The 12449-nt window shown below is 74.5% G+C and carries 14 protein-coding genes; 4 read left to right on the forward strand and 10 right to left on the reverse strand.

Features of this window, described 5'->3' with window-relative positions; translation table 11 throughout:
* Window positions 1-821 (reverse strand): CPBP family intramembrane glutamic endopeptidase (locus tag QL987_RS03790; protein WP_290156339.1); only part of this gene is annotated, 821 nt, incomplete at its 3' end.
* Between the two features lie 77 nt (window positions 822-898).
* Between QL987_RS03790 and QL987_RS03795 the strand changes: the two genes are divergently transcribed.
* Entirely contained in the window at window positions 899-1594 is a 696-nt protein-coding gene (locus tag QL987_RS03795) for a metal-dependent transcriptional regulator (RefSeq protein ID WP_221850075.1), read from the forward strand.
* A gap of 13 nt (window positions 1595-1607) precedes the next feature.
* Here QL987_RS03795 and QL987_RS03800 read toward each other — a convergent pair whose 3' ends face one another.
* On the reverse strand, window positions 1608-2252 hold the full coding sequence (locus QL987_RS03800; RefSeq protein ID WP_290156340.1) for a HEAT repeat domain-containing protein: 645 nt from the start codon (window positions 2250-2252) through the stop codon (window positions 1608-1610).
* Between the two features lie 90 nt (window positions 2253-2342).
* Between QL987_RS03800 and QL987_RS03805 the strand changes: the two genes are divergently transcribed.
* On the forward strand, window positions 2343-3296 hold the full coding sequence (locus QL987_RS03805; protein ID WP_290156341.1) for an aldo/keto reductase: 954 nt from the start codon (window positions 2343-2345) through the stop codon (window positions 3294-3296).
* A gap of 102 nt (window positions 3297-3398) precedes the next feature.
* Here QL987_RS03805 and QL987_RS03810 read toward each other — a convergent pair whose 3' ends face one another.
* Both QL987_RS03810 and pyrE read right to left on the reverse strand, forming a co-directional pair.
* The gene (locus QL987_RS03810) at window positions 3399-5384 is read right to left on the reverse strand and encodes a hypothetical protein (protein WP_290156342.1); all 1986 of its coding nucleotides are present in this window, start codon (window positions 5382-5384) and stop codon (window positions 3399-3401) included.
* Window positions 5381-5932 carry an orotate phosphoribosyltransferase gene (gene pyrE / locus QL987_RS03815; RefSeq protein WP_290156343.1) on the reverse strand — a complete coding sequence of 184 codons (552 nt, stop codon included), beginning with the start codon at window positions 5930-5932 and terminating at the stop codon, window positions 5381-5383. The genes QL987_RS03810 and pyrE overlap by 4 nt, the downstream gene beginning before the upstream one ends.
* 111 nt (window positions 5933-6043) lie before the next feature.
* Here pyrE and QL987_RS03820 point away from each other — a divergent pair, with 111 nt between their 5' ends.
* Window positions 6044-7729 (forward strand): hypothetical protein, encoded by a 1686-nt coding sequence (locus tag QL987_RS03820; protein WP_290156344.1) that lies wholly within the window; start codon window positions 6044-6046, stop codon window positions 7727-7729.
* Between the two features lie 126 nt (window positions 7730-7855).
* Window positions 7856-9214 (forward strand): M23 family metallopeptidase, encoded by a 1359-nt coding sequence (locus QL987_RS03825; RefSeq protein WP_290156345.1) that lies wholly within the window; start codon window positions 7856-7858, stop codon window positions 9212-9214.
* Window positions 9215-9320: 106 nt separating this feature from the next.
* Here QL987_RS03825 and QL987_RS03830 read toward each other — a convergent pair whose 3' ends face one another.
* Genes QL987_RS03830 through QL987_RS03855 form a run of 6 tightly spaced genes read right to left on the reverse strand, consistent with a single transcriptional unit; the run spans window position 9321 to window position 12388 of the window.
* Complete coding sequence (locus tag QL987_RS03830; RefSeq protein WP_290156346.1) at window positions 9321-10136, reverse strand: aminoglycoside 3'-phosphotransferase; 816 nt, start codon at window positions 10134-10136, stop codon at window positions 9321-9323.
* 3 nt (window positions 10137-10139) lie between these two features.
* Window positions 10140-10721, reverse strand: a complete 582-nt coding sequence (locus QL987_RS03835) for a hypothetical protein (protein ID WP_290156348.1) — start codon at window positions 10719-10721, stop codon at window positions 10140-10142.
* Window positions 10718-11386, reverse strand: coding sequence for a hypothetical protein (locus tag QL987_RS03840; RefSeq protein WP_290156350.1), 669 nt, complete (start codon window positions 11384-11386; stop codon window positions 10718-10720). The genes QL987_RS03835 and QL987_RS03840 overlap by 4 nt, the downstream gene beginning before the upstream one ends.
* A gap of 26 nt (window positions 11387-11412) precedes the next feature.
* Window positions 11413-11754 (reverse strand): hypothetical protein, encoded by a 342-nt coding sequence (locus QL987_RS03845; RefSeq protein ID WP_111075901.1) that lies wholly within the window; start codon window positions 11752-11754, stop codon window positions 11413-11415.
* Entirely contained in the window at window positions 11751-11942 is a 192-nt protein-coding gene (locus QL987_RS03850; RefSeq protein WP_111075900.1) for a DUF2273 domain-containing protein, read from the reverse strand. The genes QL987_RS03845 and QL987_RS03850 overlap by 4 nt, the downstream gene beginning before the upstream one ends.
* Window positions 11939-12388 (reverse strand): Asp23/Gls24 family envelope stress response protein, encoded by a 450-nt coding sequence (locus tag QL987_RS03855; RefSeq protein WP_221850067.1) that lies wholly within the window; start codon window positions 12386-12388, stop codon window positions 11939-11941. Before QL987_RS03855 ends, QL987_RS03850 begins: the two co-directional genes overlap by 4 nt.
* Window positions 12389-12449: the final 61 nt, after the last annotated feature.

Raw genomic sequence — 12449 nt, forward strand, 5'->3', positions numbered from 1 at the left:
GGCACGGTCCGCCACCGGCGCCCCAGCCGCCAGGCGCGGTCGTCCCGCCAGGCGACCAGCGCGCCGGCGACGACGCCGAGCAGCAGCACCGCGAACGACGCCAGGCCGAGCAGCCCGACGAGGAAGAAGTCGAGCCCGGCACCCCGCGAGGCACTGACCGCGATCGCACCGAAGTCCCAGAACGCGTGCAGCAGCACCGGGGCGAGCAGGTTGCCGGTCAGGCGTCGCGCCAGGTAGAGCGTCGACCCGAACGAGGCGGCGAACACCACCTGCACCACCGTCTGGGACACCGGGGCCCCGGCCAGGATGTTGACGAAGTGCAGCAGCCCGAACAGCACGCACGACACGATCCACACCCCGAACTCGGGCAGGCGCCGCCGCAGTCCGACGAGCAGGACACCGCGGGTCAGCAGCTCCTCGAAGACCCCGACGAGCAGCACCCCGACGGTGAGGAGCAGGAAGTAGTCCACCGACTTCCCCGCCCAGTCGACCAGCGGCAACCGTCCGATGCACACGGCCAGGATCAGGACCGGCGCGAGCACCGTCCACCGTGGGCGCCCGCGGGTCGGGTCGACGGTCGCGATCCGCCACCAGCCGAGCGCGGTGACGAGCACGACCATCACCCCGGCGACGATCGACTCCGGCAGCACCAGGTCGTGCAGGACACTGTCGGTCGTCAGGCCGAGCGAGTCGTAGTCGTCACTCGGGCGCGAGCGGACGATGCTGTACGTCGCGAAGAGCACCAGCGGGGCGATGCCGACGAGCAACGACGGCGGGACCGGCCACCACCGTCGGCGGCGACGGACGGCGGGAGGCTGCACGGGGGTCACCCTGACGGTTGTACCAGTGTCGACCGTCCCGGTGTCGACCGGAGCGGTGTCGGTCGTACGATTGCCCCATGCGTCTGCCCTCCCTCAGCACCATGGCGGAGGACTACGTCAAGCTCGTCTGGAAGGCCTCCGAGCGCGGTGGCGACGGCGGTCTCGCCACGCGGGACATCGCCGCAGCCCTGCACGTGTCCGCCTCGACCGTGTCCGGCAATCTCCGGAAGCTCGACCGCGACGGGCTGATCGAGCACACGCTGTACCGCGGCGTGGTCCTCACCCCGCTCGGGCAGCAGGCCGCCGTCGCCATGGTCCGCCGACACCGGCTGATCGAGACGTTCCTGGTCGAGCGGCTCGGCTACTCGTGGGACGAGGTGCACACCGAGGCCGAGGCGCTCGAGCACGCGGTGTCGGAGACCTTCCTCGACCGGGTCGATGCCGACCTGGGCCACCCGACGCACGACCCGCACGGCGACCCGATCCCGAGCGCGGACGGCGTCGTGCCGGACTCCCCCGGCTCGCTCCTCGGCACCGTCGACCCCGGCGTCTGCGGGACCGTCGAGCGGGTGTCCGACGACGACCCGGCGCTGCTGCGGTACTTCGACGAGCTCGGTGTCGGACTGGGGACGCACCTGCGGGTCGAGCAGGTGCGGGACTACGCGGGGGTGGTGGCGGTCTCGCGGCGTGACGCCGGCGGGGCGGAGGCGCTGGTGGATCTCCCGGCCGCCGCCGCGACCGCGATCTGGCTGACCCCCGACGCCCCCCACTGACCGGCAGGCCGCGTCAGCCCTTCGCCGACCGCGTCCGGCCGAGGGCGACCTCACGCCGCGCCCGGGCGAGCGCCAGCGCCGACCCGGCGTCCGGGTCCTCCAGCAACCGCGCGGTCTCGGCCGCGTGCTCCCGGACGGCCGCGCTCCGGTGCGACGCCGCCGCGTCCAGGACCGGCGAGGCGGTCTCCGCCCCGAGCCCGGCGAGCGCGCGGCTCAGCGCCAGCCGGGTCTCCTCGTCCCCGTGGCCGAGCTGCACCGCGAGGGTCCGTGCCAGCGCGGGCTTCGCGTCCTCCGGAGCGAGCAGCGCCGCAGCACGCCAGGCCGTCCGCGCGACCCCGGGGTCGACGTCACCGAGCAGCCGCGCCACCTGCGGGTACACCGACCCGTCGCGGATCTTCGACAGGGTGTGCAGTGCCTGGCTCCGCGCCTGCGGCTCCGGCCGGTCCAGTTCGTCGAGCAGGCGCGGGACGACCACGTCGGCCGGGAGGCGCACCAACGCCCACGTGAGCATCTCCCGCACCTGCAGGTCCGGCTCCACGGCGCACTGCGCCACGAGGAGGTCCAGCTCGTCCGTCGAGGGGGTGGTCCCGGCAGCCATCACCGCCCGCAGACGGACGGCGGGGCGGGGGTCGGTGAGGTACGAGGAGAGCGTCGGCATGGCTCCTCCACCTCACCCCGCGCACCTGAGTGGCAGCCCGGCGAGGGGCATAGCGTGGAGCAGTCCGTACCGACCTGAAAGGACTGCAGCATGCCCCGCATCGGCTCCAGTGACCTCACCGTCTTCCCCCTCGCCCTCGGCGGAAACGTCTTCGGCTGGACCGCGGACGAGGCCACCTCGCACCGGGTCCTCGACGCCTACACGGGTGCCGGCGGCGACTTCATCGACACCGCGGACGTGTACTCGGCGTGGGGTGACGGCAACTCCGGCGGCGAGTCCGAGACCGTGATCGGCTCGTGGTTCGCCGCGTCCGGCAAGCGTGACGACGTGACGATCGCCACGAAGGTGTCGCAGCACCCCGAGTTCCCCGGTCTGTCGGCGGACAACGTCGCGAAGGCCGCACGCGCCAGCCTGCAGCGCCTCGGCACCGACCGGATCGACCTCTACTACGCCCACTTCGACGACCAGGACACCCCACTGGAGGAGACCGTCCGCGCCTTCGACCAGCTCGTCCGCGAGGGCCTGGTCCGCTACACCGCGATCTCGAACTACTCGGACGAGCGCGCCGCGGAGTGGATCCGCCTGGCGAAGGAGCACGACCTGGCCGTGCCGGTCGCGATCCAGCCGCACTACAACCTCGTCACCCGCGAGCCCTACGAGTCGGACATCGCACCGCTCGCGGCTCGGGAGCACCTGGGCGTCGTGCCGTACTTCGCGCTGGCCGCCGGCTTCCTGACGGGCAAGTACCGGACGAAGCAGGACTTCGCGGGCAAGGACCGCGAGGGCCAGGTCTCAGGCTACTTCTCCGACCAGGGCCTGGCAGTCGTGGACGCCCTGTCCGAGATCGCCTCCGCGCACTCCGCCGAGATCGCCTCGGTCGCGCTCGCCTGGCTGCAGGCGCAGCCGGACGTCGTCGCCCCGATCGCCTCGGCGCGCAACACCGAGCAGCTGCCGGCGCTCCTCGCCTCGGCGGAGCTCGACCTCAGCGCCGAGGAGCTGCAGACGCTCACCGACGTGTCGGCAGCGGTCCCCGCGTCCTCCTGACCAGGGCACGGTCCCGGATCGCGACCGACTGACGGACGGACGGGAGGCTCCCCACCAGCTGGTGGGTAGCCTCCCGTCCGTCACGTGGTGCGTCGGTGACCGTCAGCCGCCGCTGCCGGGCGGCTGCACCGAGAGCGCTGCGGCCGGGCTGCTCGACGGGGACGCCGGGTGGTCGTCGATCGTGTTGCCGCGGATCCACGTGGTGATGAGCAGCACGAGGACCAGCAGCACCACGATGATCGCGATCGAGCCGTAGACCAGGAGCTGCTTGCCGCGACGTCCCTCGTTCTGCAGGCGGGCGAAGCCCTCGTTGATGAAGTTGTCGCGATCGGCGGCGTTCGCTCCGGGGCCTGCTGCTGCGGGCTGCTCGGGTCGGGCGACGGCGGGCATCATCCGGGTGCTGGTGTCCTCCCGCGGGGCGGCGTCGCGGAGTTGCTGGATCGCCTCGGTACCGAACAGGTCCTTGATGACGCCGGTGTCGCTCGTCTCGCGGCCCTGCCACTCGGACTGGTCGATGTCCTCGGGCGCCAGGCCGCGCGGGCTCGGGGTGCCGTCGTCGTCGCCGGCGGGGCCCGCTGCGGTTGGCGTCTGCCAGTCCGGCATCGGCCATGCGGCGGCGTGGTCCTGCGGTGCGGGGCTCTGGCGTGCGGGGTCCTGGCGCGTGAGGTCCTGGCGTGCCGGCCCCTGCCGTGCGGGCTCCACGAGTGGTGGGACGGCCGATCGTCGGTCGGTGCCGTCGTCGTCGGCTTCCCACCACGGCACCGCGGGGGTCGGCAGTGCCGAGGGCGACGGGACCGCGGGCGACGGGACCGCGGCGGCGGACCGCGGGGAGAACGCGGCCGTCGGGGCGGAACCGCGGTCGTCGGCCAGGTCGTCGGCGGCGTCGTCGTCGGCGTCGTCGTCGGCGGCGCGGGTGTCGGCGTCCGGCGCGTCGACCGTCGTGTCACGAGGGACCACGACGTCCACGTCGCCGGGGAAGACCTCGCCGGTACGGGCCGCGTCGTCGCTGAGGGACCAGCTCGAGCCCGAGGGGGTGGTCCGCTCGTCGGCCCGGTCGTGGTCCGGCACGGTGCCCGCCGTCGGTGCCACGCCGGCCGGGGGAACCGGGGCAGCGGGCGCCGGGGCAGCGGGTGCGGCGGACGCACTCGCCGACTCCTCGACGGGTTCGGCGCCCAGGCCGGTGCCGGTCGCCCAGGACTCCGCCGCGACCAGGTTCGTGTCGAACGCGTCGCGGGTCAGGGTCGTCGGGACCTCGCCGGTCTGGTCGTCCAGCAGGGACCAGTCGAAGGGACGGTCAGCCTGGGGAGCGGCGTCGACGTCGTCGCCCAGGCGGAGGAGCTCCGTGAAGGTCGGCGGCTCGGACGTCGGCGGCAGCGCGTCCTGCACCCCGAGCGGCTGCGCGTCCGGACCGCCGCGGAACGACGGGGGCACCGGCGCGGACTGCACGGACTCGGGCGGCAGCGGTGTCGCGGACGGACGGGCCCGGCCGAGCCAGTCGACGTCGTCACGGCCGACGCCGTCCGGGTCGGTGCGGCGGCGCTCGTCCTCGATCGCCCGGGCCTCGGCAGCACGGAGGTCGCGGTCGGAGCGCGCGGTCGGCAGCGTGATGGCACGGGGGTCCGGCGCGTTGGACACCGGCGGCACCGCGGCGGGCGGCGGCACGCGGCCGGCGACACCACCGGGCAGCGCGAGTTCCTCGGGCATCGAGATCGCCTGGGTCGCCGCAGGGTCGACCTCGGTAGCGGGTTCATCGGGCTCGTCGGCGTGCGGGTGGTGGTCGGCCTGCTCGTGGTCGGCCTGCTCGTGGTCCGCCTGCGGGGCTGACGCGGGCACGGAGGCCGGGGCGGTGAAGGGCTCGGGTTCGGGCTGCCCCGCCTGCCGGGCGGCCCGTTCGGCCTCCCGACGCTCGCGGCGGGACGGCCACTCCTCTTCCGTGATCGGCGCACCGAAGATGTCGGCCGCACTGCGGAGACCGTGGAACGGAGCGTCCGGATCGGGACCGCGCCGAGCCTCCTGTCCGTCGCCCCCGTCTTCGGGCGCGACCGACCGGTCGGACTCGTCGCGCCCCTCCGGACGCTCCTCGGTCACGCGGACAGCCCCAGGTCGGCCAGCCCGATCGCCGCGAGGTAGGGGTAGCCGGCTGCCTCGATCTTCTCCTTGGCGCCGGTGTCCCGGTCGACGACGACGGCGACGGCGACGATGACGGCGCCCTCACGCTCGAGTGCTTCGGCGGCCTTGAGGGGCGAGCCGCCGGTGGTCGAGGTGTCCTCGAGCACGATGACGCGCTTGCCGCGGACGTCCGGGCCCTCGACCTGGCGGCCGCGGCCGTGGTCCTTGGGCTCCTTGCGGACGACGAAGGCGTCGTACGAACCACCGCGCGCTGCCGACTGGTGCAGCACGGCGCTCGCGATCGGGTCGGCGCCCATCGTCAGACCACCGACGGCGTCGACGTCCGGGATGCTCGCGATGAGGTCGGCCATGACCTGGCCGATCAGCGGCGCGACGCGGTGGTCGAGACTGACCTTGCGGAGGTCGATGTAGTACGACGCCTGCTTCCCGCTGGTCAGCGTGAAGTCGCCGTGGAATACCGCATCGGCCTTGATGTGCTCGATCAACTGCTCGCGCGCGTGGGTCACGAGGGTCAAGGGTAGCGGCGACCGCCGTTCCGCGCCCACCCGGCTGTGCTGTGCACTCCCGCAGGGCGCACTGTCCGGCTGCTCCGATGCCGACGCCGGTACGCTCCGGTCATGCCCCTCGCCCGTCCGCGGGACGGCGTCCGACCGATCGAGGCCGGCGACCGCCGCCCGCGATCCGCCCTCGCCCGGGCGGTCGCGCACGAGGCCGTCGGAGCGGTGCTCGCCCTGGTGCTCGCGGTGGTGGCGCTGCGGCACGTGCTCGCCACGGCGCGGGTCACGCTGCTCTGGTACGACGGCGACTCGGTGCTCCTGCCGCTGGTCGCACGCTCGATCGCACTCGGGCAGCCGTTCGAGTGGGCGATGTCCCCGGCGCTGTTCTTCTTCCCCGAGCTGCCGGTGTACCTGGCGACCGCGGCGGTGACGACGACCCCGCAGCAGGCGCTGGCGCTGAACGGGGTGCTCGTGCTGCTCGCCGTGTACGCGCTCGTGCGGGCGGCTGCGAACGAACTCATGCCGTCGGCCGCGCGACCAGCACGCGTCGCCGTGTCGGTGATCGCCGTGGTCCTGCTCACCATGCTCGTGCTGACGGAGTCGTCGGCGACCGCGACCTCGCTCGAGCTGGCCTCGCTCCTCCTCACCACGACCTACTACTACGGCGCGGTGCTCGCGATGCTCGGGACCGCCGTCCTGGTGCTCCGGGCGGTCCGCACCGGGCGAGCCTCGGTCCCCGTCCTCGTCACGCTCGGCCTCGTGGCGGCGCTGAGCACGGCCTCCAACCCGCTGTACGTGCCGTGGTCGGCGGCACCGGTCGTCGTCACGCTGGCGCTGCTCGCACTCGCCCGCCGCGTGCCCTGGCGACCGGCCGCCTGGGTGGCGGCGACGCTGACGCTCGGCGCGGTCGTCGGGTACCTCCTGCGGATCCCGCTGCGGCCCTTCGTCTCGCTCGACCCCTCGACCTACGTGCACCCGGAGCAGGCCGGGGCGACCGCGGCGTTCTTCGCGTCGCTCACCGACGACCGCGCGGCGTCGGCGGCCGGGGACGCCGGACTGCTCCTCATGCTGCTCGGCGTGCTGCTCAGTGCGGGCGGCACGGTCTGGGCCTGGCGTGCACGGACCTCCCGGACGGTGCTCGTGGCGACCGCGCTGCCCCTCGTGACCATCGTGGCGGTGTCCGTCGGGGTGGTCGTCGCCGGGTCGGAGACGCCGCGCTACCTCGAGCCGGTCGTCGCGATGCCGCTGCTCGCCGTCGTCGCGGTGTGCGAGCTCACCCGCACCGCGGTCCGCCGGACCCGGGTGCACCGACCGGTGCGCGGCCTGCGGACCGCGCTGGCGGTCGCGGCGGCAGCGGTGCTCGTCCTCGGCGTCGCCGTGACACCGGGCACCGTCCGGGCCGTCGCCGTGGCGCGGTACACCCCGGTGACCTGCCTGGACCGCTGGGTCGACGCGCAGCGGAGCGACGGGCGCGACCCGGTCGGCGTCGGCCAGTTCTGGACCGTGCGTCCGCTCGCCGCCTACGCCGAGCAGGACGTCCGGCTGCTGCAGGTCCGTGACTCGTTCGACACGTACCCGTGGCTCGTCGACCTCGGCGCCTACCGGGACGCGCGACCGGACTACGTCGTGATCGGGTCCGGGGACGTCTGGACCACGCCGGTCGAGGACTCGCTCGGCCGCCCGGCGACGATCACGCACTGCACCGGGTACGACGTCTACGACTACGCGGGCACCCGGGGCGCGGAAGTGCTGCGGCAGCGGGTCGTCGGGTCGGCGGAGCAGATCCTGCGCGACCGGGGGTTCTGAGCCCGGCCGCCCGCGGGCTCAGCGACGGGGTACTCGTCCTCCACAGGCCGATCTGCGTGCCCGAGTCCTCCACAGCGGAGCGTCGCCGCAGGGTTCCACCTGTGTGGATGTATAGGCTCCGTTCCGATGTCTCGCTCCGTGGTCCCCGCTCCCCGTCCCCGCTCCGCCTCGGCGGGCCGTCGACGCCTGCTCGCCACCGCGCTCGCGATCGCCGGCCTGGTCGGCTCGCTCGTGCTCGACGCGCCGGTCGCCCAGGCGGCCTCGTACCCGTCGTGGGACGACGTCGTCGCGGCCCGGGGCAAGGAGTCCGCGAAGCAGTCGCAGATCGTCGAGATCCGCGGCCTCATCGCGGAGTTGTCCGACAGAGCCGACGCTGCGAAGGCCGAGGCCGAGCGGCTGGGGCAGGTGTTCGAGGCCGCGCAGCGCAAGGCGCTCCGTGCGGCCGAGAAGGAGCAGGCCCTCCGCGACGACGCCGAGGAGCACGCCGAGATCGCCGAAGCGAGCGCCGCGCAGGCCGGCCGGTTCGCCGCGCAGATGGCCCGCTCCGGCGGCGCCGACGTCACCACCAGCGTGATCACCGGCGGCGAGGATTCCCGCGACCTGCTCTACGACCTCGGGGCGCTGAGCAAGCTGTCCGAGCAGGCCGAACGCGTCGAGACCGCGGCCACCACCGACGCCTCCGTCGCCCGGTCCCTCACCGCCCAGGCCGACCGGGCCGCACTCAAGCTCGCGGACCTGGCCCAGGCCGCGCAGGACCGGATGGGCGAGGCGCAGGCCGCATCCGACCGCGCGCAGGCCGCCACCGACGAGCAAGAGGGCAACAAGTCCCGGCTCGAAGCGCAGCTCACCTCGCTGACCTCGGGTCGCGCCACGACCGAGGCGCAGTACGAGAAGGGCGAGCGGATCCGCAAGGCGGAGGAAGAGCGCAAGCGCAAGGCGCTCGAGGCCGAGATCGCCCGTCAGCTCCGTGCCCAGCAGGCTGCGGCCGCCGCAGCCGCCGCGAACCAGGGCGGCGGCGGCGGTGGCGGTTCGTCCTCCGGTGGTGGCGGTGGCGCCCCCGTCGGCTCGGGCTCCGGGTCGGGCTGGGTCCGTCCCGCCGGCGGCTGGATCACCAGCGGCTACGGGGTCCGTGTGAACCCCTACACCGGCGCGGTCGCCATGCACGACGGCCTCGACCTGGGCAGCGGTTGCTCCACGCCGATCGTCGCCGCGTCCGCCGGCACGGTCGAGTACGTCGGCCGCTACGGCGGGTACGGCAACTACGTCCGGATCGACCACGGTGGCGGCGTCAAGACCGCGTACGGCCACATCGTCGACGGCGGCTTCCGGGTCTCCCCCGGGCAGCAGGTCGGGGCGGGTGCGCTCGTCGCCCTCGTCGGCTCGACCGGCAACTCGACCGGGTGCCACCTGCACTTCGAGACGCACGTCGGCGGCGGCACGGTGAACCCGGTCGGCTTCATGGCCGCGCGCGGGGTCGGCTTCTAGACCGCGTCGGCAACTCGACCCGGTCCGCCGTCACGCTCGGACCGTCGTCGCGGCCGGGCCCGTCGTCACGGCTCGGTCCGTCGTCGCGTCCCGGTCCGTCGTCCGGTCAGGGCCGGGAGGCTCCTGCCGCACCCCGCGGGTCGTCCACGTCGTCGACGTCCAGCTCCCACAGCATCCGGTACCAGGCGGTCCGGTCCCGGTCCTGCGGCACCCCGTACGCCTCGTGGAACAGGTCGTCCCAGCCGGGTCCGTGGTTCCAGCCGAGACTCATCGACGCCACCGCAAGGTCCGCCCACCGGTCCGCGACCCCGAGGTCGCCCAGGTCCACGTGCCCGACCCACCGGCCGTCGTCGCCGACCAGCGTGTTCGGCGTGCAGGCGTCCCCGTGGCAGACGACCAGCTGGTCGGTCTCCGGCGTCGACCCCATCGCGTCGACGTCCCGCCCCGCTGCCCGTGCACGGTCGACCCGTTCGTCGGTCGACCAGAAGAACGGACAGGCGGCCACGGGCAGGGTCTCGTGCAGCGCCCGCAGCCCCTCACCGACCGCGATGACCGCCGTGCGCGGGTCGTCGTGCCACCGCGGGTCGACCGCGCTCCAGCCGACGACGGGCCGGGTGACCATCCAGGCGCCGGACCCGTCCGCTCCGTGCTCGACGACCTCCGGCACGGTGAGCCATCGGCCGGCCCACTGCAGGCGCGCGACCTCCGCGGCGACCCACGGCGCGTAGTGCGGCGGGACCCACTTCACGTACCCGTCGGCACGGTCGGGGGACGGTCCGATCCGGAAGGTCTTCCCACCCGCGGTGTTCACCCACACCGGCACGAGGGTCCGGCCGGCGGCGAGTTCGGCGACGGCGTCCGGCACGGTCACCGGCGCATCCGGCTGCCCGCCGCGGCCGGCGAGGTCGTCGGTCGGCGCCACGGCTCAGCGCACCCGGTCGGGCCGCGACGATCCGCCGCGGACGATCCGGAGCAGCACCGGCAGTCGTTGCCCGAGCAGTGCGTCCAGGTCGCGGACGACGTCCTCGACCCGGTCGACGACCTCCCGGGGTGGTGCCCCGCGGCGGGTGCGGACGACGATCCGGACGGCGGTGCGGCGGCGGACGCGGCGGACGTCGACCGCCAGGGACGCGACCTGCGGCAGCGGCGTGATCGCGGCCGAGAGGGCGTGCTCGACGGCTGCCGCCTCGATCCGGACCTGCCCGGGCAGCCCGCCGTCGGGCCCGTCGTCCTCGAGCACGGTGCCGGTCCGGCCACCCCCGATCGAGCCGAGGACGAGGAGCGCGAGGACGCCCAGGACGACGGCACCGCCGAGCGCCCACCACCACGCCGAGGTGTCGGCCGCACCGGTGCGGAGGCCGCCGAGCGTCCGGTCCGCTGCCGTGCGCCAGACGTCCGCCGCGGCGGGCAGCGTCTGCACCAGCACGGCGGCGGTGCCGAGCGCCAGGAACACCAGCCCGACCAGCACCAGGACGACGCGGCCGAGCGTGCGGTTCGTGCCGTTCATCCGTCGATCCGACCGGTCGAGCGGACGCGCACCCGGGCAGCGAGCGGCGGGACGGCGTCGACGGCAGCCAGTTCGCGTTCGACGGCCTCGGTGGCGGCGACCACGGCGACGTCCACGCCGGAGGCCGGCAACAGGACGACGTCGAGCGTCCGTCGGCCGACCGAGCCGACGGCCGCGTCCGGTGCCAGGCGGGTGGCCGAGCGTGCGGCGCGGGCCGCGGCGGAGGCCAGGACCTCGTCGTCGACGACCACGCCGAGCCGGGCGGAGCGGATCGCGTGCCGGGGTCGACGCGCGGGCAGGACCCCGTGCAGCAGGAACCAGAGGCCGAGCAGGGCGACCACTGCACCGATGGCGACGACCACCGCGTCGAGCAGACCGCCCGGGACACGGACTGCGGCGTCCACGACGGCACGGGGGTCGACGCCGGCGATGCGCTCGTCCAGCAGCGCCACGACCGCGGCGGTCCCCACGGCCGCGGCGACCACCAGGAGCAGGACCATCGCGACGACGACGGTGGGGGTCCGGGGTGCCGAGGTCTCGCGACGGACGATGCGGCGCAGGAAGCGATCGGCGTCTGCCGGTGGGGCCTTCGTGACGGGCGCCGACCCGGGCGCGGCACTGCTCCCGTCACTCGTGCTCGCCGGACGCGTGTCTGCCGGACGCATGTCTGCCGGACTCGTGCCTGCCGGGCTCACCGGACCCTCCGCGGCACGTCCAGCACGGCGGACGAGAACGTCACCGAGACGCGCTCGACCTTCCGTCCGGTGATCGTCCGGAACCGCTCGGCGATCGCGGCGCGGGCCCGGTGCGCCGTCGCGAGGACGGGCTCGTCGGGGACCGCGTGCGAGCCGAGCGCGGGCAGGGTCAGCGGGCTGGTGACCTCGACCGCCAGGGCACCGCGACCGTCGTCGACGACCCGGGCACGGACCTCCCGGAGGGGTGCCCGGAGCGCCTCGGCGGCGACGGCCTGCGCGGTGTGGACGAGGGCAGGCGTCGCGATCCGGTCGGTGCCGGGCAGGGCGGCTGCGCTCACGAGGAACTCCGACGCCCGCGGAGGACGTCGAGGAGACGACGGACGTCGACGTCACCGCTGACGATCCGCCCGATCAATCCACCGAGTGCGATCGCGACGGCGACCACGACGAACGCCCAGAACCCGAGCGTCAGGGCGACGACCGCCAGGACCGCCCCGACGGCCATGCCGACGACGGTGGTGTTCACCGGACGCGCGTCTCGGGCGCGGCGACGGGGGCGTCGAGCGCGGGGATGTCGACGTCGATGATCGCGATGTTGACCTCGGTCACCTGCAGCCCGACGAGGTCGGTGACGGCGTCGGTCACGGCCTGCCGGACGGCGGAGGCGACCTCCTGCATCGGCATCGGGTAGGCGACGACGAGCGTCAGGTCGACCGCGGCCTGGGTCTCGCCGACCTCGACGCGGACGCCCTGCCCGAGGTCGCTCGATCCGATGGCGTCGCGGATCGCGCCGAAGGCCCGCGCGGTGTTGCCGCCGAGGGCCACCACGCCGGGGACGTCGCGGGCGGCGATGCCGGCGACCTTGGCGACGACCGCGTCGTCGATGACCGTGCGGCCCTTCGCGGTCACCTGGGTCGTGGTGCTGCCGGTGGTGGTGCCGTCCACGCGGTCGGAGTTCGCCGTCGTTGCCATGAGTGCCTCCTGTGGTGCTGGTCGGATGTGCGTCCAGGGAACACCCTGCCACCGGAGCGCG

This window comes from Curtobacterium sp. APC 4022, assembly GCF_030407555.1.
Classification (GTDB): Bacteria; Actinomycetota; Actinomycetes; order Actinomycetales; family Microbacteriaceae; genus Curtobacterium.

Bases quoted from the DNA above. Each gene is read 5' to 3' on its own strand.
- QL987_RS03825 (WP_290156345.1), top strand. From the start codon at position 7,856: ATGTCTCGCTCCGTGGTCCCCGCTCCCCGTCCCCGCTCCGCCTCGGCG.
- QL987_RS03820 (WP_290156344.1), top strand. From the start codon at position 6,044: ATGCCCCTCGCCCGTCCGCGGGACGGCGTCCGACCGATCGAGGCCGGC.
- QL987_RS03835 (WP_290156348.1), bottom strand. From the start codon at position 10,721: ATGAACGGCACGAACCGCACGCTCGGCCGCGTCGTCCTGGTGCTGGTC.
- QL987_RS03800 (WP_290156340.1), bottom strand. From the start codon at position 2,252: ATGCCGACGCTCTCCTCGTACCTCACCGACCCCCGCCCCGCCGTCCGT.
- QL987_RS03795 (WP_221850075.1), top strand. From the start codon at position 899: ATGCGTCTGCCCTCCCTCAGCACCATGGCGGAGGACTACGTCAAGCTC.
- QL987_RS03855 (WP_221850067.1), bottom strand. From the start codon at position 12,388: ATGGCAACGACGGCGAACTCCGACCGCGTGGACGGCACCACCACCGGC.
- QL987_RS03840 (WP_290156350.1), bottom strand. From the start codon at position 11,386: ATGCGTCCGGCAGACACGCGTCCGGCGAGCACGAGTGACGGGAGCAGT.
- QL987_RS03805 (WP_290156341.1), top strand. From the start codon at position 2,343: ATGCCCCGCATCGGCTCCAGTGACCTCACCGTCTTCCCCCTCGCCCTC.